At 65.3% G+C, this 25,527-nt stretch carries 21 protein-coding genes; 7 read left to right on the top strand and 14 right to left on the bottom strand.

The window, feature by feature from the left end:
* Positions 1 to 195: 195 nt before the first annotated feature.
* From AC1D2F_RS21015 to AC1D2F_RS20975, 9 genes are all read right to left on the bottom strand, one after another.
* Complete coding sequence (locus AC1D2F_RS21015; protein ID WP_476967633.1) at positions 196 to 744, bottom strand: SIS domain-containing protein; 549 nt, start codon at positions 742 to 744, stop codon at positions 196 to 198.
* 41 nt (positions 745 to 785) lie between these two features.
* Complete coding sequence (locus AC1D2F_RS21010) at positions 786 to 2,756, bottom strand: acetoacetate--CoA ligase (RefSeq protein WP_476967632.1); 1,971 nt, start codon at positions 2,754 to 2,756, stop codon at positions 786 to 788.
* Entirely contained in the window at positions 2,753 to 3,361 is a 609-nt protein-coding gene (locus AC1D2F_RS21005) for a cupin domain-containing protein (RefSeq protein ID WP_229994192.1), read from the bottom strand. Before AC1D2F_RS21005 ends, AC1D2F_RS21010 begins: the two co-directional genes overlap by 4 nt.
* Positions 3,361 to 4,377, bottom strand: coding sequence for a fumarylacetoacetate hydrolase family protein (locus AC1D2F_RS21000; RefSeq protein ID WP_476967631.1), 1,017 nt, complete (start codon positions 4,375 to 4,377; stop codon positions 3,361 to 3,363). Before AC1D2F_RS21000 ends, AC1D2F_RS21005 begins: the two co-directional genes overlap by 1 nt.
* 86 nt (positions 4,378 to 4,463) lie before the next feature.
* Positions 4,464 to 5,315, bottom strand: a complete 852-nt coding sequence (locus AC1D2F_RS20995; RefSeq protein ID WP_310060594.1) for an ABC transporter substrate-binding protein — start codon at positions 5,313 to 5,315, stop codon at positions 4,464 to 4,466.
* The gene (locus AC1D2F_RS20990) at positions 5,312 to 6,343 is read right to left on the bottom strand and encodes a fumarylacetoacetate hydrolase family protein (RefSeq protein ID WP_476967630.1); all 1,032 of its coding nucleotides are present in this window, start codon (positions 6,341 to 6,343) and stop codon (positions 5,312 to 5,314) included. Before AC1D2F_RS20990 ends, AC1D2F_RS20995 begins: the two co-directional genes overlap by 4 nt.
* A 30-nt stretch (positions 6,344 to 6,373) precedes the next feature.
* On the bottom strand, positions 6,374 to 7,312 hold the full coding sequence (locus AC1D2F_RS20985) for a VOC family protein (RefSeq protein WP_229994196.1): 939 nt from the start codon (positions 7,310 to 7,312) through the stop codon (positions 6,374 to 6,376).
* Positions 7,313 to 7,353: 41 nt separating this feature from the next.
* Positions 7,354 to 8,859: a bifunctional 3-(3-hydroxy-phenyl)propionate/3-hydroxycinnamic acid hydroxylase gene (locus tag AC1D2F_RS20980; RefSeq protein WP_229994197.1), complete on the bottom strand. Its 1,506-nt coding sequence runs from the start codon at positions 8,857 to 8,859 to the stop codon at positions 7,354 to 7,356.
* A gap of 104 nt (positions 8,860 to 8,963) precedes the next feature.
* Complete coding sequence (locus AC1D2F_RS20975) at positions 8,964 to 10,340, bottom strand: aldehyde dehydrogenase family protein (protein WP_476967629.1); 1,377 nt, start codon at positions 10,338 to 10,340, stop codon at positions 8,964 to 8,966.
* Between the two features lie 145 nt (positions 10,341 to 10,485).
* On the opposite strand from AC1D2F_RS20975, the gene AC1D2F_RS20970 reads away from it, so the two are divergent.
* Positions 10,486 to 11,499 (top strand): ornithine cyclodeaminase family protein, encoded by a 1,014-nt coding sequence (locus AC1D2F_RS20970; protein WP_476967628.1) that lies wholly within the window; start codon positions 10,486 to 10,488, stop codon positions 11,497 to 11,499.
* A gap of 27 nt (positions 11,500 to 11,526) precedes the next feature.
* Positions 11,527 to 12,546 carry a dihydrodipicolinate synthase family protein gene (locus AC1D2F_RS20965; RefSeq protein ID WP_476967627.1) on the top strand — a complete coding sequence of 340 codons (1,020 nt, stop codon included), beginning with the start codon at positions 11,527 to 11,529 and terminating at the stop codon, positions 12,544 to 12,546.
* Positions 12,547 to 13,013: 467 nt separating this feature from the next.
* Here the strand turns inward: AC1D2F_RS20965 and AC1D2F_RS20960 are convergent, their stop codons facing one another.
* Positions 13,014 to 14,273, bottom strand: coding sequence for a substrate-binding domain-containing protein (locus AC1D2F_RS20960; RefSeq protein WP_476967626.1), 1,260 nt, complete (start codon positions 14,271 to 14,273; stop codon positions 13,014 to 13,016).
* 126 nt (positions 14,274 to 14,399) lie between these two features.
* Here AC1D2F_RS20960 and AC1D2F_RS20955 point away from each other — a divergent pair, with 126 nt between their 5' ends.
* The 4 genes from AC1D2F_RS20955 to AC1D2F_RS20940 all read left to right on the top strand — a co-directional run bounded on the left by AC1D2F_RS20955 (position 14,400) and on the right by AC1D2F_RS20940 (position 19,334).
* A complete protein-coding gene (locus AC1D2F_RS20955) occupies positions 14,400 to 15,908 on the top strand; it encodes a sugar ABC transporter ATP-binding protein (protein ID WP_476967625.1) in 1,509 nt (502 codons plus the stop codon).
* A complete protein-coding gene (locus AC1D2F_RS20950; RefSeq protein ID WP_229994205.1) occupies positions 15,905 to 16,864 on the top strand; it encodes an ABC transporter permease in 960 nt (319 codons plus the stop codon). Before AC1D2F_RS20955 ends, AC1D2F_RS20950 begins: the two co-directional genes overlap by 4 nt.
* Complete coding sequence (locus tag AC1D2F_RS20945) at positions 16,861 to 17,889, top strand: ABC transporter permease (protein WP_229994206.1); 1,029 nt, start codon at positions 16,861 to 16,863, stop codon at positions 17,887 to 17,889. Before AC1D2F_RS20950 ends, AC1D2F_RS20945 begins: the two co-directional genes overlap by 4 nt.
* A 125-nt stretch (positions 17,890 to 18,014) precedes the next feature.
* The gene (locus AC1D2F_RS20940) at positions 18,015 to 19,334 is read left to right on the top strand and encodes an NADH:flavin oxidoreductase (RefSeq protein WP_229994207.1); all 1,320 of its coding nucleotides are present in this window, start codon (positions 18,015 to 18,017) and stop codon (positions 19,332 to 19,334) included.
* A gap of 142 nt (positions 19,335 to 19,476) precedes the next feature.
* Here the strand turns inward: AC1D2F_RS20940 and AC1D2F_RS20935 are convergent, their stop codons facing one another.
* The 3 genes from AC1D2F_RS20935 to AC1D2F_RS20925 all read right to left on the bottom strand — a co-directional run bounded on the left by AC1D2F_RS20935 (position 19,477) and on the right by AC1D2F_RS20925 (position 22,142).
* Complete coding sequence (locus tag AC1D2F_RS20935) at positions 19,477 to 19,890, bottom strand: PaaI family thioesterase (RefSeq protein WP_229994208.1); 414 nt, start codon at positions 19,888 to 19,890, stop codon at positions 19,477 to 19,479.
* Entirely contained in the window at positions 19,887 to 21,107 is a 1,221-nt protein-coding gene (locus AC1D2F_RS20930) for an acetyl-CoA C-acyltransferase (protein ID WP_476967624.1), read from the bottom strand. The genes AC1D2F_RS20935 and AC1D2F_RS20930 overlap by 4 nt, the downstream gene beginning before the upstream one ends.
* Before the next feature lie 456 nt (positions 21,108 to 21,563).
* A complete protein-coding gene (locus AC1D2F_RS20925; RefSeq protein WP_229994210.1) occupies positions 21,564 to 22,142 on the bottom strand; it encodes a TetR/AcrR family transcriptional regulator in 579 nt (192 codons plus the stop codon).
* 578 nt (positions 22,143 to 22,720) lie between these two features.
* Between AC1D2F_RS20925 and AC1D2F_RS20920 the strand changes: the two genes are divergently transcribed.
* Positions 22,721 to 23,695 (top strand): helix-turn-helix domain-containing protein, encoded by a 975-nt coding sequence (locus tag AC1D2F_RS20920; RefSeq protein WP_229995494.1) that lies wholly within the window; start codon positions 22,721 to 22,723, stop codon positions 23,693 to 23,695.
* A gap of 62 nt (positions 23,696 to 23,757) precedes the next feature.
* Here AC1D2F_RS20920 and AC1D2F_RS20915 read toward each other — a convergent pair whose 3' ends face one another.
* Positions 23,758 to 25,371, bottom strand: coding sequence for an FAD-binding oxidoreductase (locus AC1D2F_RS20915; RefSeq protein WP_229995495.1), 1,614 nt, complete (start codon positions 25,369 to 25,371; stop codon positions 23,758 to 23,760).
* Positions 25,372 to 25,527 lie beyond the last annotated feature (156 nt).

Genomic DNA, 25,527 nt, shown 5'->3' with positions numbered 1-25,527 from the left:
GCCCTCGACACCGAGCAGCGCGTCCGCGCGAGTGCACCAGCGGCCATCGGAACAAGACATAGAGTTATTCATGTCAGGGTCTCTTTTGGTATTGGTTTGCTTGGTCGCTACCAATTCAAAGAGGCCCTGACCTCTTTCCCCCTGCACCACGCCGCGCCGGAAACGCCCTACCCCGCGGCGTCAGTCTCAGACCGCCTAACCACGCTCATCTGCGAAGGGCCGGATAACCACGAGCATGTCGGTTACTGCAGCTAGTGGGGAATCTATGTTGGCAGTGAACGCGGCCACCTTTGCACCGGCCTTTGCCGCAGTTTCTGCCGCCTTCACCACGCTTGAGGTCGTTCCGGATCCAGAGGCCACCACCAGCAGATCCTCTGCGCGGATCGCAGGAGTGGTGGTGTCCCCTGCGATGTGGACCGTGAGGCCAAGATGCATCAGCCGCATGGCGGCCATCCTGAGAACCAGGCCGCTGCGGCCTGCCCCGGCGACAAACACCCGGTTAACGGTGGTGAGATGGGCGGCCAGGAGAGCAAGTTCCTGTTCATTGATGCGGTCTGCCGTCTCTCCAACCTCGCCCCGGATCAGAGAGATGCTGTGCCCGATGGCGTCGGCCGTTTCTTGACTGGCAGGTGTTGCTAGTGGCGTGGTTCCCAATGTCTCTCCTTTGAGGGGTGAGCCGTATTCAGCGATCCGTGGAGTCGTCTGATGTTCTATCCTCGATACTTCCCGGCGCCCATCGCCCATTACGGCGGCCTGAACCTGTCGGAAGCCGGTAGCGGTGCCACTTAGGGTGAGGTCGTCTGCCGTTCAAGGGCAAACCGGGCATATTCTTCCAACAGCACGGGATCATCCACCGACCCTAGATCCGCGACCGTTTCCAGGCGCGCCCCTTGCAGAAGCCGCTTGACCGGAACCTCCAGCTTCTTTCCGGTGCGGGTATGCGGAATTCCAGGCATGAAGACAATCTCGTCTGGCAGGTATCGGACCGACAGGTTCTCACGGATGGATCTGGTGATCGCCTCTTGGGCCACGCCCGGCTTGGTGCCTCCGGCCAGGTGGACGAACAGCGGCATGTAGTAGTCAGTGCCCAGCTCCGCGCCGACAACCAGTGCCTCGGCGACTTCCGGCAGCGATTCAACCACCGCGTAGATATCTGCCGAACCGAGCCGGAGCCCGTTGCGGTTGAGGGTCGAGTCGGAACGGCCGTGGATGAGGATGCCCCAGTGCGTGAACTCGATGTAGTCCCCGTGCCGCCACACCCCCGGATACATGCCGAAGTAGCTCTCGTGGTAACGGCTGCCGTCATCCCCCCAGAAGCTCAGCGGCATCGAGGGCATTGACTTGGTTACCACCAGTTCACCCTTGCCCGTCGTGGGATTGCCGGCTTCATCCCACGACTCCACGCGCACTCCGAGGGCCGGAGCCTGGATGTAGCCGACACGGACCGGCAGTGTCGGGGATCCTCCTACGAAGATAGAGGCGATGTCGGTTCCACCGCTCATCGAACTCAACCAGATGTCACCCACATTGCCGTAGACCCAGCGGTAGCCGTCGGCCGAGAGCGGCGATCCGGTGACCTGAAGGGATTTCAGGGCACCCAGGTCGTGGTCGCGCATCGGCACCAGGGAGGCCTTCGAGCAGGAATGGACAAATCCCGCACCCACACCGAGGACCGCGACCTGCTCGGCCGCGGCAATTTGCCACACCCGGTCGATCGACGGGAAGGTGGGGTTTCCGTCGACGAGCACCGCCGTCGCCCCCACGCCCAGTGCGGAGACGAGTGCGTTCCACAGCACCCAGCTCGTCGAGGCCACATTGAGGTAGCGGTCCCCGGGCCGCAGGTCGGAGTGGATGAGGAGCATTTTCATTTCCTCAAGCAGCGCCCCGCCGTGGCCATGCACGATGCCCTTGGGAATGCCTGTTGTCCCGGAGGAGAACAGGACCCACAGGGGGTGGCTGAACTCGACGTCTTCGAAGGCGAGCTCCGCCGGTTCGGCCACGGCCTGTGCCCAGTCCACGGCGGGAACCCGGGTTGGGATACTCGGGAYGGACGTGTGCCGCCCCACCCAGATGATGTGCTCGAGGGTGGGGAGTTGGGCGAAGATCTCCCCCAGCTCCGCCTGTCGGTCCCGGTCCTTCCCGCCGAGCCGGTAGCCGGGCGCGGCGATGACGACCTTTGGACCGAGCTGGGCGAACCTTGAAACGATCGCGCCGGGGCCGAACTCCGGGGCGCAGACGGACCAGATCGCGCCGATCGAGGCAGCGGCGAGCAGCCCGACGACGGCCTCAGCGACATTCGGAAGGATTCCGACGACCCGGTCCCCGTGGCTCACACCGCGGGCACGAAGGTGCGCGGCGAGGGAGGCCACCTCGCGCCTCAGCGCATCCCAGGTGACCTCCTCGCGTGTCCCGTCCTCGGCGATGCCGATAAGTGCGGTCCCCTCGTGGCCCTGCAGCACGTGCCGGGCGAAATTAAGGGTGCGTCCCGGAAACCACCGCGTGTGCGGCATGGGGTCAGTGGTGCAGACCGGCCCTGCCGCCCCGCCGAACTCGACTCCCGCAAACCGGGCAAAGAGTTCCCAGAACTGTTCGGGCTCATCAACCGACCAATGCCACAGCTCCTCATAGCCAGCACCGATCTCGATGCCCTGGCCGCCCAGGAAGGCGGCGAAACGGGCGACGCCGGTCTCGGCGCTGTGTTCGAGGTCAGGTTCCCAGATCACCTCCCCGTCTGCAGCCTGGGCGTCGGTGATCATGCCCTCTCCAGCGTCTGCGAGGCTTCCTTGCGCCGCTCGGCAATCTGGGCCGCTGTGAGGGGCTCGGTCCCGATCAGCACGAAAAGGACGCGGGCCGTTGTCTCCGTGCGGTTGGACCACGCGTGGCTGGTGGCACGTTGCACTGCCACGTCGCCGGCGCGCATGGTCGCCTCACCTTCATCGACCAGCAGGGTGATTTCACCTTCAAGGACGACGGCGTAGTCCAGGGAGTCGGTGCGGTGGAACCAGAAGTGCCTGGAGCCGCTGTGCTCGGCTCCCGCTTCGGCTTCGTCGTGTCCGTCGAGCTCGCTGAAGATCACCGAACCCGCCTCGTCCGGATACGCGGAGTCCGGCGGAAAGTCGGCGATGCGCATGATCGTCTGGCCCGGGGCCGGGAAGCTGGGGATTTCCGCATCGGCGCTTGCCGGATCCGAGTCACTAACGTGGTCGATTATCCCAGCTTGGGTCAGCCAGGGCACGGTGGCACCGAATCCAGGGATCATGTCCGAGGACCAGTGGTTGGGTGCGGCCCCGTCCGAGAGGATGATGGCGCGTCCCTGGTCGTCGTGTCCGGTGACGATGCGGCGAACTGGGGGCCGGGTCATCACGCCACCCATTCTTCGTGCGGGTAGGTGCGGGGCTCGGGCCACCAGGGGGCCTTGTGGCGTTCGGTCGAAATCGGCGTGCGCAAAGTGCCCACGCCTTCCAATTCCAACTCGATGACGTCGCCGGGGTTCAGAAACTTCCCGATTTCGACGCCGGCGCCGAAGCCCATTGTGCCGGAACCGATGATGTCCCCGGGCTGCAGGCGGTCGGAGATGGAGACGTAGGCCAGCAGTTCTGCGGGGGTGTAGACGAAGTCCTCGACCTTGGTGTCGGAGAGGACTTCCCCGTTGACACGGACTTGGCCGCGCAACCCCTCGATCGACGTGATTTCATCCATCGTGGTGACCCAGGGGCCGATGCCGTAGCCGAAGTCCTTGCACTTTTGCGGGCCCATGCCGATGGCCATTTCGGCGCCCTGGATATCGCGTGCGCTGAAGTCGTTGAAGATGGTGATGCCAAAGAGGTGGTCCAGCGCCGTGTCCGGGGTCAGGTCGCTGCCGGACTTGCCTACCACGTACCCGACCTCAAGTTCCCAGTCCAGGGCCTCGGTGAAGTCGGGATAGGGCAGCTCCTGGTTGTGTCCGTAGGACATGGCAGTGGTGCCCTTGAAATAGCCCGGACGATCGTAGATCGAGCGTGCCGGCTGGGCCTTGGCAACAATGCGGTGGAAGTTCTGGATGTGCTTCTCGAACGTCAGCCCGTCGCGTATGACCGGGGAGTCGACAGCCGCGCGCCATGAGACCTCGTCGATGCCGTACGAAGCGTCGTCGGCCGCGGCAAGCGCATCGTGTGCGGCGTCCAGGAATACGGCGCCTCCGCCGATTCCCGCTGCCAGGCTTCCGGGAAGAACCGCCAGGGCGAGTGCCCGGGCGCGTTCGGGCTCGGCAGCCTTGCGCTGCAGGGTCAAGGCATAGGCGCGGGCAAGGTCAATAACCCGGCTCTGCTCCGGCTGGGCCGCGACGAGTCGAATCTGTTCGCCGTCGGGCGTGGGCACTGCTATACGTCCCAGTTTCATGGTGCTCCTTTGAATGAATAATACGATACGTACAGTATCGTATTGCGTTAGTGGAGTTGCAATAGGCAACTACGTGGGGGTGAAGCTCAGCTACCGATAGTGGCGGACCTAGTGGCCCTCAGGAGAGGTCCCGCGTCGCAGAGTTCCTCCAGGCCGATGTCGGGCGGAAGCATGCCCAGGCTTCGACGAATCTCCGTCAGTAGCTCCAGGCCGTGGTGATCAACGGTGAGCGTGCAGGCGCGTGTGCCCCAGGCCGTCGCGGCCGCCGCTTGGTAACCGCGCCGTTCAAGGAACTCGATGCCCTGCGCCTCGGCCATCGACGCTCCGGCCTCCACCCCCCGCACCAGTGCTCGCAGGTAGTCTTCCAGCTCCGCGGAACCAAGAAGATCGGCGCGGGCCACCAAGCCCTGGCCCGGCAGTCCGGGCAGCAGGGCGTTGACATCTGCAAGGGCCCGGAACCCGGCCCGCTCAGCATGCTTGTCGAAGGGGGGCCCGAGCAGGGTCGCGTCCACGCGCCCCTCGACCAGCGCCTCCAGGCGTTCACGCACGCCACCCACCAGCACGTAGTCGACCTCGACGCCGGCGTCCCGCAACAGGCGTTTGGCGATCAGCGCGAAACCGTTGTCGGGCGCGTCCACCGCGAACCGGCAACCGGCCAGGTCCGCGATGGATTCCACGTCACCGCCTGCATGGATGCCCAGCGGCGTGGTCGCCTCGACTTGGGCCACCAGGCGCAGGTCGGCCCCAGCCCGGGTCCATTCGAACAGGTTGTCAATTGCTGTGACCACCATGTCCTGTTCCGCGGCGAGCAGGGCACGCAACTGCTCCGCGCTCGAGGTGGTTCGGCTTGGCACCACATCCACTGAGCGCAGGAATCCCAGCTCGTCCGCCAGCAGATAGGAAACCGGCGGCACGAAGTGGCTTTGGCGCAGGCTCATGAGGAGGCCCCGCCGGCCGCGGCGACGGCGACCGGGCGGTCAACATACCAGGGAGGCAACTGCCCGCTGGGCCCGCGGACCGTTGAACGCTGGGTACCGAGACCAGAGATTTCCGCCTCCATCACGTCGCCGTCCCTCAGGAAACGGCCCCAATGCGAACCGTTCCCCGCCGGCGAGCCGGTGATGAGGACATCCCCGGGCAGCAGTACGGCCATCGAGGACGCGTAGGCGATCAGGCTCGGGATGTCGAAAAGTAGGTCATCTGCCAGAGCATCCTGCATCAGCGTACCGTTGAGGCTCAAACGGATCCGGAGCTTCGCCGGATCCGGGATGAACCGCCTTGGCACCACGTAGGGGCCGGTGGGGAAGAACGTCGGCTGGTTCTTCGCCCGGAACCAGTCGGTGCCCATCATCGCGATGTCGTTGCGCGGGACGAGCGTGCGCGCGGTGACATCGTTGACAATCGTGTATCCGGCCACGTAGTCGAAGGCGTCGTCGGCCGAGACTCGGTGCGCCCTGCGGCCGATGACCACGCCGAGTTCCAGTTCCCAGTCGACGTTGCCGCCGACATCCGGCAACTGCACGTCGTCGTAGGCGCCGCAGACCGCCGAGGGGATCCCGGTCCAGACGTAGGGGTCGCCCGAGCGGCCGCGCTCATCGATTTCAGCGGCGGCGTCGGCGGCCAGTTGCGTCGCATCGGCGCCTTCTTTGCCGAGCTTGTGGGCCACGCTCATCTGCAGGACGTGCTCACGGTAGTTCGCCCCCGCGGMGATGATGGTGCCCACCGGCTGCACTGGAGGCAGCACTTTCAGCCCCTCGAGCGGGCGCGCGCCGGCCGCTGCCGGGTCGACGGACTCGAGCGTATCCAGGTGCGCGTCCCAGCCGGCGAACAGATCCCCAATCCGCGCGATTCCCGGCACCACTGTGCGCAGGTCAACGACAGTGTCCCCGAAGACCACACCGGGAAATTGCTCCCCGCCGTCCTCGAAGGTGCCCAGCATGAATCCGCGCACGCGTGCTTCTTCCATGAATCCTCCATTAGTCATTGTCTGCTGCCGCTATACCGGTGGCGGGACAAACAGGCCCTTGTCGCGGTCGTTGAACATTTCGCGGGCGATAAATTCGTCCATGTCGCCTCCGGTTCCCCATTGGTCGGAGGTCTCGGGGTCGCGCGTGTCAAAGATGCTTGGATGCCATGTATCCTCATCCACCGAATCCAGCTCGGTGGTGTACTCCATGGTGTTCCCGTTGGGATCGTGGAAGTAGGTGAAGGTGTTGTCCCCGGCCTTGTGGCGGCCAGGGCCCCAGATTTTCTTGAACCCGGACCGCAGCAGCTTGCCGCTGCCGCGCATGTACTCGTCGATGCCGCGCAGCTCGAAGGACGCGTGCTGCAGCGAGGCATGCGGGCCGCGGGAGATCGCTATGGAGTGGTGCTGCGCATTGCAGCGCATGAAGTAGAAGAGGTCGCCCATGTGCGGGTGGTTGAGGGTGTCGGAGAGACGGAAGCCCAGATGCTGTTCATACCAGGCGCGCATCTTTTCCGGTTCCGGGGAGTTGAGCACCACGTGGGAGAGCCGCACCGGGATCGCCTCGCGTTCCTCGATCTTGCGGTGCTTGCGCACCTCGACGTCTGACGAGACCTCGATGGTGCGTCCCTCCAGGTCGAAGAAGCGGAAGCCGTATCCCCCGCCGAGGGTCTTGACGTCATCGGGTTCGCCAATGAGCTTCACGCCCTTGGCAATGAGGTCCGAGGCGAGCTGGTCCACGGAGGCCTTGTCCGCAGCGCCGAACGCGACCATGTCAAGGCGCTTCTCCTCGGCCTCGCGCACGCGGACCGAATACTGCTCCGGGGAGCCCTCGGCGGCGAAGTAGGTGACGCCGCCGTCGTTCTCCATTTCGGTGAGTCCCCAGTGGTTCTTGTAGAACTCAACCTGCTTTTGATAGTCGGGCACCGCGATGTCGAAGTGCCTCAGGTGTGTGATCGGGCTGAATGCCATGATGGTCTCCTGTGTTCTGTCCGTTTGACGCGGATGTGGGTTTAGATGCGTGCCGGCACGTTGTGGCCGACCTGCGGAATGCTGCCGATGAGGCGCTCCAGGGCCTCGGGTGTGTCGCCGAGGCCCAGGATGTAGCGGTCCGGGCGCACGACGACAGCCTGGGCGCCGGCGGCTGCAAGGATCTGGCCGACCTTGGCCGGATCGAACAGGACCACGACGTCGGTATGTTCCTCGAGTTGTTCCCGCAGCGGGGCGGGGACCGCGGCATAGAGCTCGCGGGTTGTTGCCACCAGGAAACGGCTTCCCACCATGTCATCCAGGCGCACCCCGTCGGCGAGGATCGGCTGCATGCCGAGCCGGCCGGCGCGTTCGTCGGTGCTGCCTTCGTGCAGGCCTGGACCCAGCGCGGGGGCGACCGGTGCCGATGCCGCGGGGTTTGCACGGATGAAGGCATCACGCTGCTTGGCAATGTCGGCGTCCGTGGTTTGCATGAAGCCGGCGGCGCGGGTTGCCTGCTCGACCCAGAACCGTGCGTGCGGCATACGCTCGCTCTCGTAGGTGTCAAGCAGGCCGTCGTCGGCGGCACCGCGCTTGACGGCATCGAGCTTCCACACCAGGTTGGCCACATCGCGCATTCCGGCGCACAGGCCCTGCCCAAACAACGGCGGGGCCTGGTGCGCGGCATCCCCGGCCAGGAAGATGTTCCCGGCGCGCCACTGATGCGCGATGCGCCCCCGGAACGTATATATCGCCAGCCGGTCCGCAGCGAACTTGTCTGCCGGCAGCACGCCATGGCTGATCCGTTCCACGCCCGCGGGAGTCGCAATTTCCTCGGGATCGTCCCCCGGCATCAGCATGAACTCCATCCGCACCCGCGGGCCGGGGAGGCGGATCCACAGGGCGGGCCGCGTGTGGTGGCCCAGGAAGATCATGTCGGAAGACAGGCCTGGACCTTCTTCAAGGATCCCGTCCGCGACCAGCCACTGCGCATCCTCGCCCAGCTGCTCGCACTCGATGCCCAGTGCCTGGCGGCTCTGCGAGCGCGCCCCGTCCGCCGCGATGGCCCAGCGGGCGCGGATGAGGAAATCGTCGCCGTCCGCGTCACGCACGGCGACCTCGACGCCCTGCCCGACATTGCGCACCGAGACCACGGTCATGCCGCGGCGGAGCTCGACACCGGGAAGCTCATGGACGACCTCCTGAAGCAGGACTTCGATGTCCGGCTGGTGGAAGGTGAGGTCATCGTGCCAACCCTGGGTGCCGAGCTGACCGGTCGGCACCGACACCAGGACTTCGCGCTCCTCGTTCTCGATGTGGAACGAGGCCATCGGCAACGTGGCCTCGGCAAAGCGTTCGGCCACGCCCAGCGACTGGAGCGTGCGGAAGGTCTCGCCATCGAAGTGCACGGCACGCGCGGTGGGCCATGCCTGGACCTCACGTTCGACGCCTACGGCGCTCAGGCCGGCGCGGCCCAGCAACGCCAGGGCAGTGACCCCCACGGGTCCTCCCCCGACCACCACCACGTCAACATTGACGATGTTTGCCATCTCACTCCTTTGTGTTCAGTACGTATCGTTTCGTAAAAAAGGTAACACCCATCACTCGCCCACACAAGAGCTAACGGCTCCCGGCGTGCGTCGAGCCCTGCCGCTCAGGCCTTCCAAACAGTCTTGAGGTTGCAGAACTCCCGGATGCCGTCAGCGGCGAGCTCACGCCCGAACCCGGAGCGCTTGATCCCGCCGAACGGCAGCTCCTGGTACGAGACGGTCATGCCGTTGATGAACACCGCGCCCGCGTCGAGGTTGGCCGTGAACCATTCCTCCTCGTGGGCGTCGGCGGTCCACACCGCGCTGGAAAGCCCGAAGGTGGTCTGATTGGCGATCCGCAGGGCGTCCTCGCGGTCCTGGGCGCGGTAGAGCGAAGCGACGGGCCCAAAGGTCTCCTCTTGGATGATCCGCATCTCTTCGCTGAGTCCGGCGAGCACCGTGGGGGCATAGAAGAAGCCGGGGCCCTTGGGAACGACCCCGCCGGTCAGCACCTGGGCACCCAGGGCGCGGGCGTCCTCAACGAGCCCGGCCAGTTCGTCGCGTCCGGCGCGGGTGGCCAAGGGCCCTACCTGGGTCGCGGGATCCAGCGGGTCCCCGACGGCAAGCTCCGACATCAGCTTCACGAATTCGGCGGCGAACGTGTCATAGACCTCGGTGTGCACGATGAAGCGCTTGCCGGCGATGCACGACTGGCCGTTGTTGCTGATCCGTGCACGCACGGCGGTCGCCGCCGCGGCCGAGACGTCCGCCGAGGGCATGACAATGAAAGGGTCCGACCCGCCCAGTTCCAGCACGGCCTTCTTCACGTGGTCCCCGGCAATGGAGGCGACCGAGCGCCCCGCCGGCTCGGAACCCGTCAGGGTCACCGCCTTGACCCTCGCATCGGCCAGGACGCCGGCAACCTTGGAGCCGCCGATCAGCAGGGTGCGGAAGGAGCCGCGCGGGAACCCTGCCCGCTCAAAGAGTGTGTCGAGGAAGAGTGCGGCCTGGGGTACGTTCGAGGCATGCTTGAGCAGGCCGGAGTTGCCCGCCATAAGCGCCGGGGCCGCAAAGCGGATGACCTGCCAGAGCGGGTAGTTCCAGGGCATGACCGCCAGGATCGTCCCCAACGGCTCGTAGCGGGTCCAGGCGCGGCTCGCGCCGACCGACGACGGGTCCGCCAGCGGGGCGTCGGCCAGGAATTCCTCGGCATGCTCGGCGTAGAAACGCATGGCCTTGACGCACTTGTGCACCTCGGCAATCGATTGCGCAATCGGCTTGCCCATCTCGACGGTGATCAATTCGCCCAGGCCCTCCGCCTGACCCTCCAAGATGTCCGCCGCGGCGAGCATCCACTGCGCTCGCTGGGCAAAGGTTGTGCCGCGCAGCAGCCGCGCCGCTTCGGCGGCCTCCGCGATGCGGGCTTGGACTTCCTCGGCCGAGTGCGGCTCGATGATCATTTCGGTCGAACCGGTGGTCGGATTGACGGTTGCGATTGCCATGGGTGGGGTCCTTTTCCTGGAGACGTGTTCTCGATCACAACTATATAGGATACGATTCGTATCGGATACTATTTTAGTTTCCATGATGTATCCACCCACGCCCGCAGCCCGTGGAACGGCTGCCCGACATCCAAGGAGTGCCCACGTGAGCACCAATGGCGAGTTGCCGAACAATCTTCCGCTCTTTCTCACCGACGCTGATGTGGCCAGCCTTGCGGACTGGCCGGGGGCGATCGAGGCCATCCGCACCGCGTACAAGGCCCCCGACGACGAGGGCGGCACACCGGGAAGGATTTTCGCCCAGACATCTCGCGAATGGTTGCGGATCATGCCCTCGGTGCCGCCCAGCGGCAGTCTGTTCGGGGCAAAGTCAATCGCCGGGTCCTTCGCGGACGGCCTGCGCGTCAGCTATCTGATTTCACTCTTCGACAAGGACACCGCGGATCTGGTGGCTCTCGTGGACGGAAATCGCGTCACCGGCCTGCGCACCGCCGCGACCACCGCCGTGGGCACCTCCACGATCGTGCCGCAGCGGCCGCTGATCGTCGGTGTGATCGGCTCCGGCTTTGAGGCGCGTTCTCACCTGACGGCCTTTTCCCACCTGCTTGAGTTCGCCGACATCCGTGTGTTCAGTCCGACCCCTGCCAACCGCGAGGCCTTTGCGGCCGAGTTCGACGGCGCGTTCGGCGCGCCCGCACGTGCTGTCGGCTCGGCCCGCGAGGCCGCGGAAGGCGCGGATCTCATCCTGTGCGCTGCACGCTCCCGCGACGAGTCCCCGACGCTGCTGGCCGAATGGGTCGGCCCGAACGCCGCGGTGGTCTCGATCGGTTCCACGACCCCTGCCCAACGCGAGCTGCCTGCGGAGCTGATCGCCCGGGCCGCGGTGGTCGTGGTGGATAGCCGTGACGAGGTCGTGCACGGAAGCGGGGACATGATTGCGGCCCGGGCACACGGCGTCGATGTGGATTCGCTCATTGTCACACTCAATGCCGCCCTGACCGGCGAAACCGCCATCGACGCGGCGCACGGGATCCGTATCTACAAGTCGACCGGTTCCGGCCTGCAGGACATCGTTGTTGCCGAGATGCTCGTCAACCGCGCCCGCGCCGAGGGCATTGGCACCGTCCTTCCCGTGGGCATCGTCACCAGCCGCAAATAGACCCCACTGACAATAAAGGAGAACAACATGGTGGAATACACCAAATCCGAAGCCCGCTCCTGGGCCCGGGAGAACTTCGTCGGCACCGTCGCGGTGACGCACCCGTCCTTCACCCCGGACTTTTCTGCCATCAACGAAGACGCGATCCGCCACGACATCCTCTTGCTCAAGGAACGTGGCTACAAGGGTTCCCTGCTGATCGCCGAAGCGAATATCACCCCGGAGGAGAACGCCCGGATCACAGCCATCGCCCGCGAGGCGGCAGGACCGGACTTCGCACTCTTCTTCCACGCAATCTTCGGCACCCTGGAAGAAAACATCCATGCAGCAAACCTGGCTTCCAAGGCCGGCGCGGACCGCGCGCTGCTGGCCTACCCTTCATCGTTCTGGCCGACCTCGTACGACGAGGTGTTCGACTACACCAAGCGTTTCACCGATGAAACCGATCTGGCCACCATGCTGTTCCCGCTCCCCGCCTGGGGCTTCGAGCGCATCCACCCCGCAGGCATGAGCGTGGACTTCGTGCGCCGCGTCCTCGACGCGATGCCGAGCATCGTCGCCATCAAAGCCGAACAGGGCTACCCGGGCATCCCCGGCGTCATGGAGATGTACCACCACTTCCGCGATGAAGTAGTGATTTCCTGCCCCATCGAGGCCGAAATAATCCCCCTCATGTCGGTCTTGGACGTCCAGTTCTCCGGCACCGCGAACACGAACTGGATGGGAGACTACTACCCCAAGGCCTTCGAACTGGCGCGCAACGGCAAGTGGGAAGAAGCCATGAAGCGCTACTGGGAGGTCCAGCCGGCCCGGGCCGCCAATATGGCTGTATCGTCCACTTCCACCCCGGGCACCAGCTCCATTAACCGCACCCAGTGGAAGTACCAGGAGTGGCTCTCCGGCTTCAACGGCGGCGCCCTGCGCCCGCCGGCAGTCAGACTTCCCGACCGTTTCATGAAGCAGCTGCGCGCAAGCCTGGAAGCCTCGGGACTGCCCGTCACCGATTCCCCGGACTCCGAATTTTTGCGCGGACGCGTCAGCGCCTAAGCCATGCCCGGCCGCGTGCCGGCACTGCAAAGCCCCTTGGACCACTGAACCGGCTGGCTGGTTCGGTGGTCCAAGGGGCTTCTTTGCGTGTGAAAGACGGTGCCGGAGAAGATGCAGCACCTGACCCGCGGCCGGCAAAACGACGGCGGCTTGCCGGACTGGCAGCCCAAGCCTCTGGCAGGATTGCTGAATCCTGGCTTCCGTGCCGGCCGCCGCGTTCACCGTGCAGCCCAGCAGCAGGCGAGGGCCCCTTCCCGGGTGGATGTCGATTCGACATCCACCCGGTGGAAGAGGCCCCCCGTTCCGGTTCAAGACCGGTGATGAGTGTGCTCCCGCGTCGGCGTCAGGCTCCGGGATTTTCCGAAGAACGCATGGAATCGCTCACCGGCCCGGCGTTCGTCCCGGAACCCGGCCATCGGCAGGCCGTGTGGCGGATTCATCTCTCCTGCTCATGGCACGCGCCATCCCTATGCGCCGGGGTTTGAGAAGAATGCATTGAGCCGGTCGGTGGGAAGGTAGTCCTCAGGGGCGCCGGCCAGGTCGGTCAGGTCATTGCGGTCCCACGAGGGGTCCGCGACCTTGGCGAGGTTCTCCCGGGAGACGATCACCGAGGGCTCAACGATCTGGTTGATCTTCGGGCCCTCGCCCTTCAGGATGCGCAGGGCCACATCGACCACCGCCTCACCGGTGCGCACAGACGGGGTCGTGGTGCCGAAGTAGGGGTAGTCGGAGTTTGCCAGCGCCCAGGAGGAGAATCCGTGGCTGGACCCGTCGTCCGCGATCGGCGGCACCTCCAGGCCCGATTCCACAAAGGCGTTGCGGATGCCTACGCCCATCGTTCCGGCCTGCAAGACGGCGTCAACCCCGGCAGGGTGGGTCGCAAGGAACTTCTGGACCTCCGCCTGGGCCGTGGCCGGCTGGAAGAAGCCCGTGACCGACCCGGCGACCTTGACCTCCGGGCAGTTTTTCAGGATGGCGTCGATGCCCATGCCCGCGAAGGTCGAGACCGGGATGCCCGGGATGCCGTCGACGCGCAGGACGTTGCCCTTGCCCCCGATTGCCGCCACCGTGCCGGCGGTGACCTGGGCGATCGCGAGGGGGGTATTCCTCGTGACGCTCACGGCGTATTCGGAATCGATAGGCACCTGGGCGGCGACCAGCGGGATGCCGGCGTCATGGGCGGCCTTGGCCAGCTTCACGGAAGGCTCCGGTGCGATGGCGGTGTAGATGATCACGTCCGGCTTGAGCGAGAGCGCTTCGTTGAACTGCTGGATCTGCAGGGGCACGTTCGACGGGTCATCCGGGGCGAAGTCGCCGACAATCTTGACTCCATTGGCCTTCAGGCTCGTGCGGATGGCCGCCGACATGGAGGCAATGAAGGGACTGGCAGGTGGCATGCCCACGATCGCGGCCGTGAAACCGTCAGTCTTCTTCGACTTGTAGTCGGCCCATGCCGACTTCCGGATCTCGTACGGGTAGAGGTTGTAGCCCGCGGCGATCTCCTTGGGTAAACCGGACAGCAGGACGTTCGGATCGTTCGCTGCATCCGTTGGCAGCGACCCGCAGGTCCCGGCTGCCGCGGGCGACACCTTGGCGGGGGTTGCCCCTCCGGAGGAGCCCGGGGCCGCCGGCGCCGATGCCGAACAGCCCGTCAGGACGAGGGCGCCGGCCCCCAGGATCGCGGCGCCGACCGTCGGGAAGCTGGGGAAAAAGGTCGTCTTCTTCATGGATTATCTCCTGCCGTATAAAACGATTCGTATCGTATGGCATCAGGGTAGGCGTATGCGGTACGATTCGTCTAGTTTCGAATATGACCTGCGACACATTTATCGGCCATTCAAAGGAGATTCGCCGTGAACAACCAACCATCCGGCCTGATGCTCGCCGGGGTGAGCAAGCGGTTCGGTGCCACGCGCGCTGTTATCGACGGTGACCTCCATCTCCGGCCGGGCGAGATCCACACGCTCTTGGGCGAAAACGGCTCAGGGAAGAGCACGCTGGTAAAGATCCTGGGTGGGGTTCACCGTCCTGACACCGGCTCCATCACATTGGACGGCGTCCCCGTCAACAGCCGATCGCCCCGCGAGGCCATGGATCTGGGGATTGCGGCGGTGTTCCAAGAGGTCCTCACCGCGGGGAACCAGTCGGTCCTCGAGAATGTCTGGCTCGGGTCCCACGGGACGTTCCGTCGCCGGCTGGGCCGCGCCGAGCAGCAATCGATCGCGCAGGATGTCCTCTCGCGTATCGCCGGCGAGGTGCCCCTCGATCTTCCCGCCGGCCAATTCTCACTCTCCGAGCGACAGTCCATCTGCATTGCGCGGGCGCTCGTGCGAAAGCCCAAGGTGCTCATCCTTGATGAGTCAACGGCTTCCCTGGACGTCAGGTCCCGTGATCGGCTCTTCGTCGAGCTGCGCCGGCTCGCGGCCGGGGGAACCGCCATCCTGTTTATCTCGCACCGGATGGACGAGGTCGCGGAGATCTCGGCCCGGGTCACCGTTCTGCGGTCCGGCCGGAGCGTGTCCACCGTCGAACGTTCGGACCTGTCCGTCGACCGGTTGATCGCGGACATGACCGGAAACTCCGGCCACAACGAGACCCGGCGGCAACCGCACGACCCCGGGGACGTCAGCCTTCGGGGATCCGCCGTCCGCCTGGCGTCGGCCTCGGCACCCATCGACTTCGAGCTGCGCGCCGGCGAAGTCGTGGGCCTTGCCGGGCTAGAAGGCCACGGACAGGACCACTTCATCAAACGCCTGGCCGGCGTGGCTGCCGGGCCCGGCAGTGTTGTTCGCATCCGTCCCGAGGGCGCCGCAGAGCTTACCGAGCGCAACGGGGATGCCCTGGGGGTCGCCTACCTGCCGCGCGAACGTCGTGGCGAGTCGCTGTTCGAGTCCATGTCGATCCGCGAAAACTTCGCGCTCCCGACCCTGGCCAAGGACCGCCGCGGCGGGTTGCTGGACACCCGCAGCATTGCCCGCCGTTTCGATGCGTTCGCTCGGACCTTGTCCCTGCGCTTCGGTGCAGCGCAGGATGCAATTTCAACATTGTCCGGCGGTAACCAACAGAAGGTGCTGCTGGCCCGCTGGCTTGCCACGGACCCCAAGGTCCTGCTGCTTAACGACCCCACACGAGGGGTCGACATCGGGACCAAGCGGGAGATCTACGCAATCCTGCACCGACTCAGTGCCGAAGGCATGAGCGTCGTGGTCCTCTCCAGCGAGGTCGACGAACTCGTTGACCTCGCAGACCGCGTCTTGGTCTTCCGCGACCAATCAGTGTTTGCCGAGATCCCCCATTCCGAGCTTTCCACCGAGTCCATCGTCGCCGCATACTTCGGCCAGAAATCAGAGGTGCATACATGAACCGCGTCCTCCCCCTGTTCCAGCGCTGGCCTTTCGCCTTTGCCTTCCTGCTCGCACTGGTGCTGCTGGTGTTGAACCTGATCGTCTCACCGTCCTTCCTCTCCCCCGCGCGTCTCCCCGGCACCCTGGCCACGCTGGCGCCGTTCGTGCTGGTGGGATTCGCCTCCACGCCCTCGATCCTCGCCGGTGGCATTGACATTTCGGTCGGTCCCCTGGCCACCTTCATCAACTGCCTGTTCGTCGCCATCCTCATTCCCGCAGGGCTGGGCAACTGGGATCTCGCGGCACCCATCATCTTGGCGGTGGCTGCCGGAATCGGAGCCCTGAACGGAATCCTGGTCGCCGTCTTGCGCCTGCATCCGGTGGTCGCAACCACCGGGATGCTGTTCCTGCTCGTTGGCCTGTCGCTGACCATCGCCCAGAATCCGGTGGCCGCCCCGAATAATTGGACGGAGGTCTTCGCCGGGGGCATCGGCGTCGTCCCGGGCGCTCTCTTGACCATCGGCGTCGCCGGGCTGATCTGGTTCGCCCTGCGCCGAACGGCCTTCGTCAGCAATCTCCTCGCGACCGGCGAGAGTGATGTTTCAGCCTACGGTTCCGGCGTGAACATCAAGGCAATCCGGATCCTGGCCTATACCCTCGGCGGCCTGTTCGCCGGAATCGCGGGAATCGCCCTGACGGCTATCGTGCAGTCATCGCAGTCTTCGCTCGCCTCCACCTATGCCCTGCTGGGGCTCGCCGCGGCCGTGCTGGGCGGGACGAGCCTGGCCGGCGGCCGCGGCGGGCTGTTGGGTGCCCTCTTCGGGGCGGTCTCCATCTATCTGCTGCAGCAGTTGCTCACGGCCTCGGGCGTGGCCCCCAGCCTCATCCAATTTGCCTACGGCGCCGTCCTCGTCGTTGGCGTCGTGCTGGGCGCGACGCTGCTGGCCCCCCGTTTGAAGAGGAACGCATCATGACTGGTGACACCCTGTCCCCCGCACCAAGAACCCAGGCACCGACGGTCCGGCCCAGGCCCTGGACCACGTTCAGGGCCTGGGCCTTCGAGGTACCGGCACTCCAGGTACTCGTCGTGGCGGCCTTGGCAGCCTGGCTGGTGATCACCATACCGGCCGTCGCGAACCCCAGGTCAATCACGTCGATACTGGTCATCACGTCCCTGCTGGCCCTGGCAGCCATGGGCCAGACGCTTGTGGTGATCCTGGGCGGACTTGACCTGGCGGCACCGGGCTACATCCTTTTCGGTGCCTTCATGGCGGCGAACGTCGCGGGCAAGCTCGGGGTCCCTCCGGTCGTAGCCCTGCTGATCACAGTTCTGGCCTGCGGCGGCATCGGCGCCCTGATCGGCTGGATCTGCCACCGCTTCGCGGTCCAGCCACTAGTCGTCACGCTGGGCACCGGCGCGGCCATCACGGGCGCGACCCTGTTCCTCGCCGACGGCGACTATTCCTCCGCCCCGCCGGAGGCGCTGCGTTCCCTGGCCAGCCTAAGGGGGACCACCCTCGGCCTGCCGTTCCCCCCGATCATCCTGATCGTGCTTCTCTGCGGGGCGGGAATGTGGCTTTTCCTCAATCGCACCGCGGCGGGACGTCGCTTCTACGCGACGGGAATCAATTTCCGGGCCGCGCGATTGGCCAGGGTCCGGACCGCTGCCGTGTGGACCATGGTCTTTGCGGCCTCCGGAGCCCTGGCCGGGGTTGCCGGCATCTTCATCGCATCCTTCGGCGCGGGATGGTCGCAAACCATCGGGGAACCCTACCTGTTCTCCGGCCTGGCCGCGGTCCTCGTCGGCGGCTCGATCTTCGGCTCGATTCGCGGCAGCTACACCCGCACGCTGTTGGGCGCACTCACTCTCACCCTCTTGTCAACGATCATCGTCAGCAATGGGCTGACGGAAGCCCAGAGCCGCATCGTCTTCGGCGTCATCATCCTTGCCGTGGTCTCGCTCTACGGTCGGGAACGCCACGTCCGAGACAGGTTCTGAGGCCTGGTCCGGGTCCCCTACTTCCGGCGGTCCACTGCGACGCGCGGTCACGATACGAGCCGAGTCGGATGCCAATTTTGGATGAGTCATTTCATCCTGGTCCAACTGAAAACCAAGGAGAATAAATGTCCCCCGAGACAGCAACTGTCGCCGAAGTGCTTTCCAGCCCCTGGAAAATCGACGGCCTGACGATCAAGAACCGCTATGTGCTTAGCCCCATGGCCGTCCTCCAGCCGACAAAGGACGGCCATCCCAGCGATCAGACAATCGCGTTCCTCACCACGCGGGCACGCGGCGGCGCTGGGCTGCTGATCATCGGTGGCGGCGTGGCCACCGAGCGCGGGAACCAGGAGGCGCCGTTCCAGCCCTTGATGCGCTTCGACCGGGACGAGTTCATTCCGGGGCTGCGGCGCATGGTCGATGCCGTGCACGAGCAGGATGTACCCATCTTCGCCCAGATCTTCCCGAGCTTCGGCGCCATGGGCGTGCCGGGCGACGGCCGGCCCACAAGGGCCGCGAGCCCGAAGCCCGTCCGCATGGCCGCACCCCGCCTGCCTCACGGTTTCTACATTCCCGGCGGTCGAACGAACCCGACGCCGGAGGAGATCACCAAGGAGGAAATCCTCGAGGTCCAGGAGCAGTCCGTCGCCGCCGTACGGCGTGCAAAGGCGGCCGGCTTCGACGGCATCGAGCTGGGCGCGCACATGCGCTACCTCTATTCCTCCTTCCTCTCACCGCGCACCAACTGGAGGACGGACGAATACGGCGGGAGTGCCGAAAACCGCGCCCGCATCCTCACGGACACGATTCGGGCGATCCGGGCCGAAGTCGGAACCGACTATCCGGTGGGCCTCAGAATGAGCACCAACGATCACCTTCCCGATGGTCAGGGACCTGAGGGGTTCGCCGAAGTTGCGTCGATCATTGAAAAGGAAGGGGTTGGATATATCGCCCTGAGCGATGCGAACTACGAGTCGATGGACAATAACGTCACCTCCTTTTCGGGCGCCATCCTGGAGCACGGAGAGCCGCAAGCATTCCGCGCCGCCATGCCCGAGGTCCCGTTGCTCCTCAGCAGCACTTTCGACCCGCAACAGTGTGCAGACGCCATCACCGCCGGGTTCGCGGACGGAATCATGCTGGCCCGGCAAATGCTGGCCGATCCGGAATTCCCCAACAAGGTCCTCGAGGGACGACAGGATGAGATCGTGTGGTGCGACCACGGCAATTCATGCCTGCGCCGCCTGATATTCAATGTGCCGGTCCGGTGCCACAAGAACCCGGCCATGGGACGCGAAGCGGTCCTTGCGGGGGCCAAGGAACCTGTATCGGTAATGCTTAAGCGTCCAGTCCAGGGCCTACTGATTGCCGCGACGGGGTCACCGGTCCTCATGGGCATCGCCGACAAACTGGCGACCGCCGGCTCGAAGGCATCCAAGAGCTGACACCTGCGCCGCGCCGGCCCCACCCGTGGCGGGAGCCGGCGCGGCAACCTTGTTACAAATACTTGTGTGCCCGGACTCCGACTTGGAGCCCGGGCACACACGCATGTCTTGCCGCCCCATATCGGCAGCTGTTCAAGAAGCCTCAGTCCGCCGGGCGCAGCGCCCTGCCCGTTCCGCGGTAGATGGCGACAGTCCGCTCCCCCGCCCGCACCACCACATCCACTATCATCCGGCGGCCCTCGTGAAAGGTCACTTCAGCGGAGGCGACTAGCTCCTCCGAGATGCAGGCCGGGGAAATGTAGGAGATGGAAGCCTCGGCGGTCGCGATTCCGGCGCCGAATGTGTTTGCGGCCATAGCGAACGCGGTGTCTGCCAGCGCGAAGACCAATCCACCGTGGGCAATCCCGTGCCCGTTAGCCATTTCGGGCGTGACCCGGAGGACGGCCGTGGCACGGCCCTCGCTGGCGCGCAACACCTGGATGCCGAGCCCTTCCAGGCTCCGGTCGGCGGCCAGCATCGAGCGGGCCGGGTCGGCAATGATCGCTGGCTGGTTCACGACAACCTCTCCACTACCATCGCCATGCCCTGGCCGCCGCCCACGCAGAGCGTCGCCAGGCCGAGCGATCCGTCCTTGGTTTGCAGTCCGTTGATGAGCGTTCCGACCAGCCGCACGCCGGTCGCACCGAATGGGTGGCCCAAGGCGATCGCCCCGCCAAACGGGTTGACCCGCTCGGGATCTACCCCCAGCTTCCGCACCACGGGAACCACTTGGGCGGCAAAGGCCTCGTTCAGCTCGACGATGTCGATGTCACCGATCGACAGGCCCAAACGATCCAGCAGGCGGCGGGATGCGTCCACCGGACCCAGCCCCATGATTTCCGGCGAGAGGCCGCTTGCGGCACTGCCCAGAATGCGGGCCAGCGGCTTCAGCCCGAGTTCGCCCGCGCGCCGGGCGCTCATCACCACCAAGGCCGACGCGCCGTCGTTGAGCGGGCTGGCGTTGCCCGCGGTGACGGTACCGGACTCGTGGAACACGGGATTGAGGCCCGAGAGGGCCTCCAGCGTGGTGCCAGGACGCGGGCCGTCATCGGCCCGCACCACCGTGCCGGCAGCCGTGGCCACCGGCACGATCTCGCGCGCGAAGTAGCCGGACTCCATCGCCCGTTCCGCCCGGAGCTGGGACTCCAGAGCCCATTCGTCCTGGTCGCGGCGCGTGGTGCCGGTTTGACGGGCCACGAACTCGGCGGTCTTGCCCATAGAGAGGTACACATCGGGCAGCTCCCCGTGATCCCGGGGGTCGGACCAAGGCTGGCCGGATTCGAAGATGCCATCGGCACGCCGTGCTGCGTCCGCGAAGGCGGGGTGGAATGATTCAACTACGGGCGGTGTCGAGGTGGTCGATTCGACGCCCGCAACCAGGAACGCGTCCCCGTCGCCCGCCCGCACGGCCTGGGCCGCCATCGCGGTGGCCTGCAACGAGGACGCGCAGAAGCGGTTCACAGTAACCGCGGGGACGCTGTCCATCCCTGCAAGAACCATGATGCGGCGGCCAATGTTGTCGCCCTGCGCGCCCTGCGGTACCGCGCACCCCACGTAGGCGTCCGCAAACTCGGCGGAGTCAACCTGCGGAACCGCAGCGAGCGCTCCCCGGATGGCTGCCAGCGCGAGGTCTTCGGGGCGCTCACCGGCCAGAGACCCCTTGCGGGCCCGGCCGATCGGTGTCCTGCGATAGGCGACGACGACCGCATCATTCGGCGCGATGGCGGTTTTCACGATGATGTTTCCTCTCAGTGTGGACGGCTTCCCTAACGGGCTGGCTCCACGGGCAGGGACAGATCAGGGTCAGTTTCCTACATCTAACGTCACATCCAATATATACGAACCGTATCGTATTGCACAGACTCGAGGCCTCCCACGCCCACACCGGACACGTGGAAGGGAAATCGGGAGGCAAAGGGCGCCACGGGCATGTCGCAAAGAAGTCACGGTGGGAGCAGGCGATGACAGGGCGTCGCCGCCTACCGGACCGCCGCCGAAAACTTCTTGCGCACCCTCAAATGGGTGCACGCCACTCAACGCGGGCGCCGGGCTGCGCCCCGGCTAAAGCCAGCACCGGCATGCTATTCGCCCAACATGCCGCGGCAACCCAAGGTTATAGGGTCCATTCTTCAGTCACGGAGCCGATCGGGCCCATGGGCCCGGACGGAACACAAGTAATACTTGGGGCCGCTACCCTGCAGCAAGCCCTTCAAGTGCCGTCTGCATGATGGCATCGGTGGCTTTGGCGTCGAGGGGGCCCGATTGGAACAACAGGCGGAAGTACACGGGGGCATAGAGCAGCTCCGTGACGAGCTGGGCGTCGAGATTTTTGCGCATCGACCCCTCGTTGATGGCCCGTTCAACCAGGGACGTAACGACCAGCGCGCGCGGGGTCCAGAAATGTTTCTTGAATTCAGCCATCGCTGCCTCGTCGCCCTGGCACTCACCGATGAGTTGCGCCACGAGCCGGCCCTCATTGCCCGCGTAGACCTCCGCAAGTGAGGCCATGTGCTCACGAAGCGCGTCGATCGCAGGGACATCCTGGCGCACCGGAGTACGCGCGACATGGTTGTCCAGGAATGTATCGATAACCACGGCAACCTTGCTCGACCACCACCTGTAGATAGTGGTCTTGCTGACTCCGGCCTCACGGGCAATGCGCTCGATCGAGAGCTTTTGCACCGTAAATCCGTCAGGCCCCGAATCTTCGAGCAACTTCATGGTTGCTTCCAAAATGGCCCGACGACTTTCTTCGCTTCTGATTGCCATGGGTCAACCATACGTGCTTAGCCATCCAATACGAAACGTACACGATCACACTTTGATGCTTCAATCTTCCGGGTATCGCGAGGTACTGGCGATGGGGCCCGGCAAAAAGCGTCAGCCTGTGTATATAGGAACAACAACGCCCCAAGTGGCCTGGCAACAAAGGGTCTTCTGGGGCCACGAAATGGATTGCCACGGATTCCCACTCAGGCCCGCGACCTTCGGGCATTCTTCAGTAACCCGCCGACGAGGTGACGTGGCATCTTTGCATGGAATTGTGACTCACCTTACACTCAGTACGAAACGGATCGAATCTTTAAGGGAGGTGCCGTGACTGAGTCTTCTGCCACGGAGGTCATGGAAGCCGGAGGTTCAGCCCAGGCGAGGGACTTGACGGTGAGCTCGGTTGTCGTGGGCTGTCGGACTCACAAATCGCCGGCAGCATCGGCGACGCCCGGAATCGACCCGGCGCCCACGAAGCCGATCCAGCCCCGGGCCCACGGCAACGCCCGCCCTCCCCTACTCGGCATGTGCTTAGCTGCACCGCAGATCTACGACGGATCCTCATCTGAGGTGGACCAATGACTTCCGTCCTGGATACTCGGTCGGTTCCTCCGGCCGAGCGCCGGGACTACTGGTCGGCGGGGATCGCCGAACGCTTCTTCCCGATGCACGTCGAATCGGTCGGAGCGCCCACCTTCGACGCCCGCTTGGCCGGTGGCCAGGTCGGGCCGGTCGGGGTCCGGTCCATCCAGGGGCTTGCCCACCGGGTGGCACGCACGCAGCGGATGATCGCGACCGCCGATCCGGAGTGCATCTTGCTGTATCTGATGACCAGGGGCACGATCCATATCGAACAGGACGATCGCAGCTGCCTTCTTCGCCCCGGTGACATTGCGTGCCACGATACGTCGCGGCCTTCCACCTTTGAGGGCCGCAAGGGTTTCGAGGTGCTCGTATTCAGCATTCCCAAATGGTTCATCGGGGCGCAGGCCGAGGGCATCGCCCGGCGTTCCGCGACACGGGTGGATTCGGGCCAGGGACGGCTCGCTGGGCCGGGAACCCCGTTCCTCGTACAGCTAGCCCGAACCACAACGAGCGGCGGCGGGCTCTCAAGCCCTGACGGGGAAGGCGCTGCAGAGATGCTGCTGCCCTTGCTTCGCAGCATGTACGGCGCGCAGGAGATTTCCGATCCGCGTTCCCGGCCCGAGGTACTGCTTGCGCGGATGCAGCGGTTCGTGATGGACCACCTGCACGACCCGGAACTCGGGCCAGAGCGGATCGCTCGGGCCCACTACGTGTCCACGCGCTACGTCCACAAGCTCTTTTCGGCCTCCGGCACCGGAGTGTCGGCCTGGATCCGCGAACGCCGGTTCGAGGGTGCCGTGGGCGAGCTGCGGCGGTCCCCGGAATCGACGATCGCGACGGTCGCGACGAGGTGGGGATACCGCCATCCGGCAAGCTTCAGCAGAGCCTTCCGCGAGGTCCACGGCTGCGCCCCACGGGAAGCCAGGCATCTGCCGGAGCCTGTGGGGAAGACCCCTCCCGTTTGTTAGGGCGGGATCTTCCCCAGCACCCGCCCGTTGGGCGGGGCGGGGGGCTCCCCAAAGATGCGCGATCAGGCCTGGGGGAAGCCGGCCTCCCGCAGTCGGGTGCCCCAGATCCCTGACTTGCCCGGAGCGATGATTCCGTTCGGGTCGAGCGTGTCCTTGATCGTCTCGTTGAAGCGCCGCAGCGCGTGGTCGTTGAAGCCGAACTGGTCGGCCGCGAGATCCATGAAGGACAGGTGCGCCCGGTATTCGCCGTAGCCGCGCTTGCCGGCCTCGGCGACCATGCGCTTGGCCACGGCGTACGCCTTGGCGACCTGCTCCGGGTTTTTCGTGTCGAAGGGGATGACGTTGATAAACGTGGTTGCGCGCGCGTTGATGGGGAGCATGCCACCAAGGAAATCAAGGCCCGCTTCGGCGCACATCTCGGCCATCAGCTTCTGCGCGGCCATCGCGTGCTGGGACGTGAGCGGGATTACCGGCGAGAAATCGACGTGGCCTCCCTCCTCGCCGCCAGACCATCCTGCCATCTTGTAGAGATCCTGGCTCGGCACGCCGATCTGCACGCGCTCGTGCGGATTGGGCAGCGTCTCCCACGCATCGGCCCCGTGCTTCTCGCCCATGAGCTCTACGCTCGGGATCTGCAAGAAGCGCGTCTTGAGCTTCTCGAAGTTGTGATCGACCACCGCTTCGTCTCCGTAGAGCGCGAACCGCATCATCCAGCGTCCCAGTCCCAACTCCTTGGCGATTTTGTCGATGATTTCCTCGGGCATCGGCCCCTCGCCGTCGAACCACTCGGCGCGCGTGGTGAGCATCGATGCCATGCACAGCGTGTTCGACAGCTGCGGGCGCATGTCGATGGCGCCGGCGAGCATGAGTTCGCGCAGCGCATCGACCACGGCGGGCATCTGCGCGTCATCCCAGACGCGCAGCCAGAGCGGCATGTACACCTCGGGCTTCGGCATGAGCCAGTAGCCCATCTTCGTGACGATTCCGTAGTTCGACTGCATGAACATCTCGGTCGAGGTCGGCCCCAGGCCTCGCTTGTACAGCGGCCAGGTCGGGTTGTTGTCCATCGCGCCCGAGCCGGTTCGCATGAGGTCTCCGTTCGGGAGCACGACCTCGAACCCGCAGTGCGAGGCCTGGTCGATCGAGTACGGCATGTAGGTGAGCCCATGCTCGAGCGTGTTCGAGACGACGCCTCCCCAACCTATGTCGACGATGGACGCGACAAGGTTGTGCCCGCCGGCCTTGATCGCTTCGTGCAGGTCGTACCAGCTCACGCCGGGCTCAACAATCGCGTAGCCGAGCTCTTCGTTAATCTCCAGAACGCGGTTCATGCTCCGGAACGACACCATTACTGAGCCACGCACCTGAGGTGCGGCACCGCCGTAGCCGTTGTTCTTGCCGCGGCTAATGGGCCACAACGGGATGCGGTGCTCGTTGGCGATCCGAACGATCGCCTGGACGTCCTCGGTGCTCGTCGGGCTGACGACGGCGGAGGGGAGATTCGTGGCGGAGCCGGGAACCTGAAAGGGATCCTGGAAGTCCTGCAGGGACTCGGCATCGCTTGCGACATTGTCTTCGCCGATCGCGACGGCGAACGCGGCCAGTGCCTCTTCGAGGTCGGATTCGGTAACGCCGGGCGGGAGCGGGCGAGTCGACGTCATGGGGGTGTTGCTCATCTGGATCTCCTTTGATGCAGTGTGTCGTGTCTAACACGTGCCGTTCATCCTGTGCCATCTGGCACCGGAGTGGGGAGATTCCGGCCCCATGGTGCAGTTCGTGCACAGAAGTGTGCACAAACTGCACCATCACACCGCTCCGGCCTCTGGCCCCCT

This window comes from Arthrobacter sp. P1_B3, from assembly GCF_056406615.1.
Note: the sequence above shows the minus strand (reverse complement) of the source record. Positions and strands in the feature narration are given on the sequence as shown.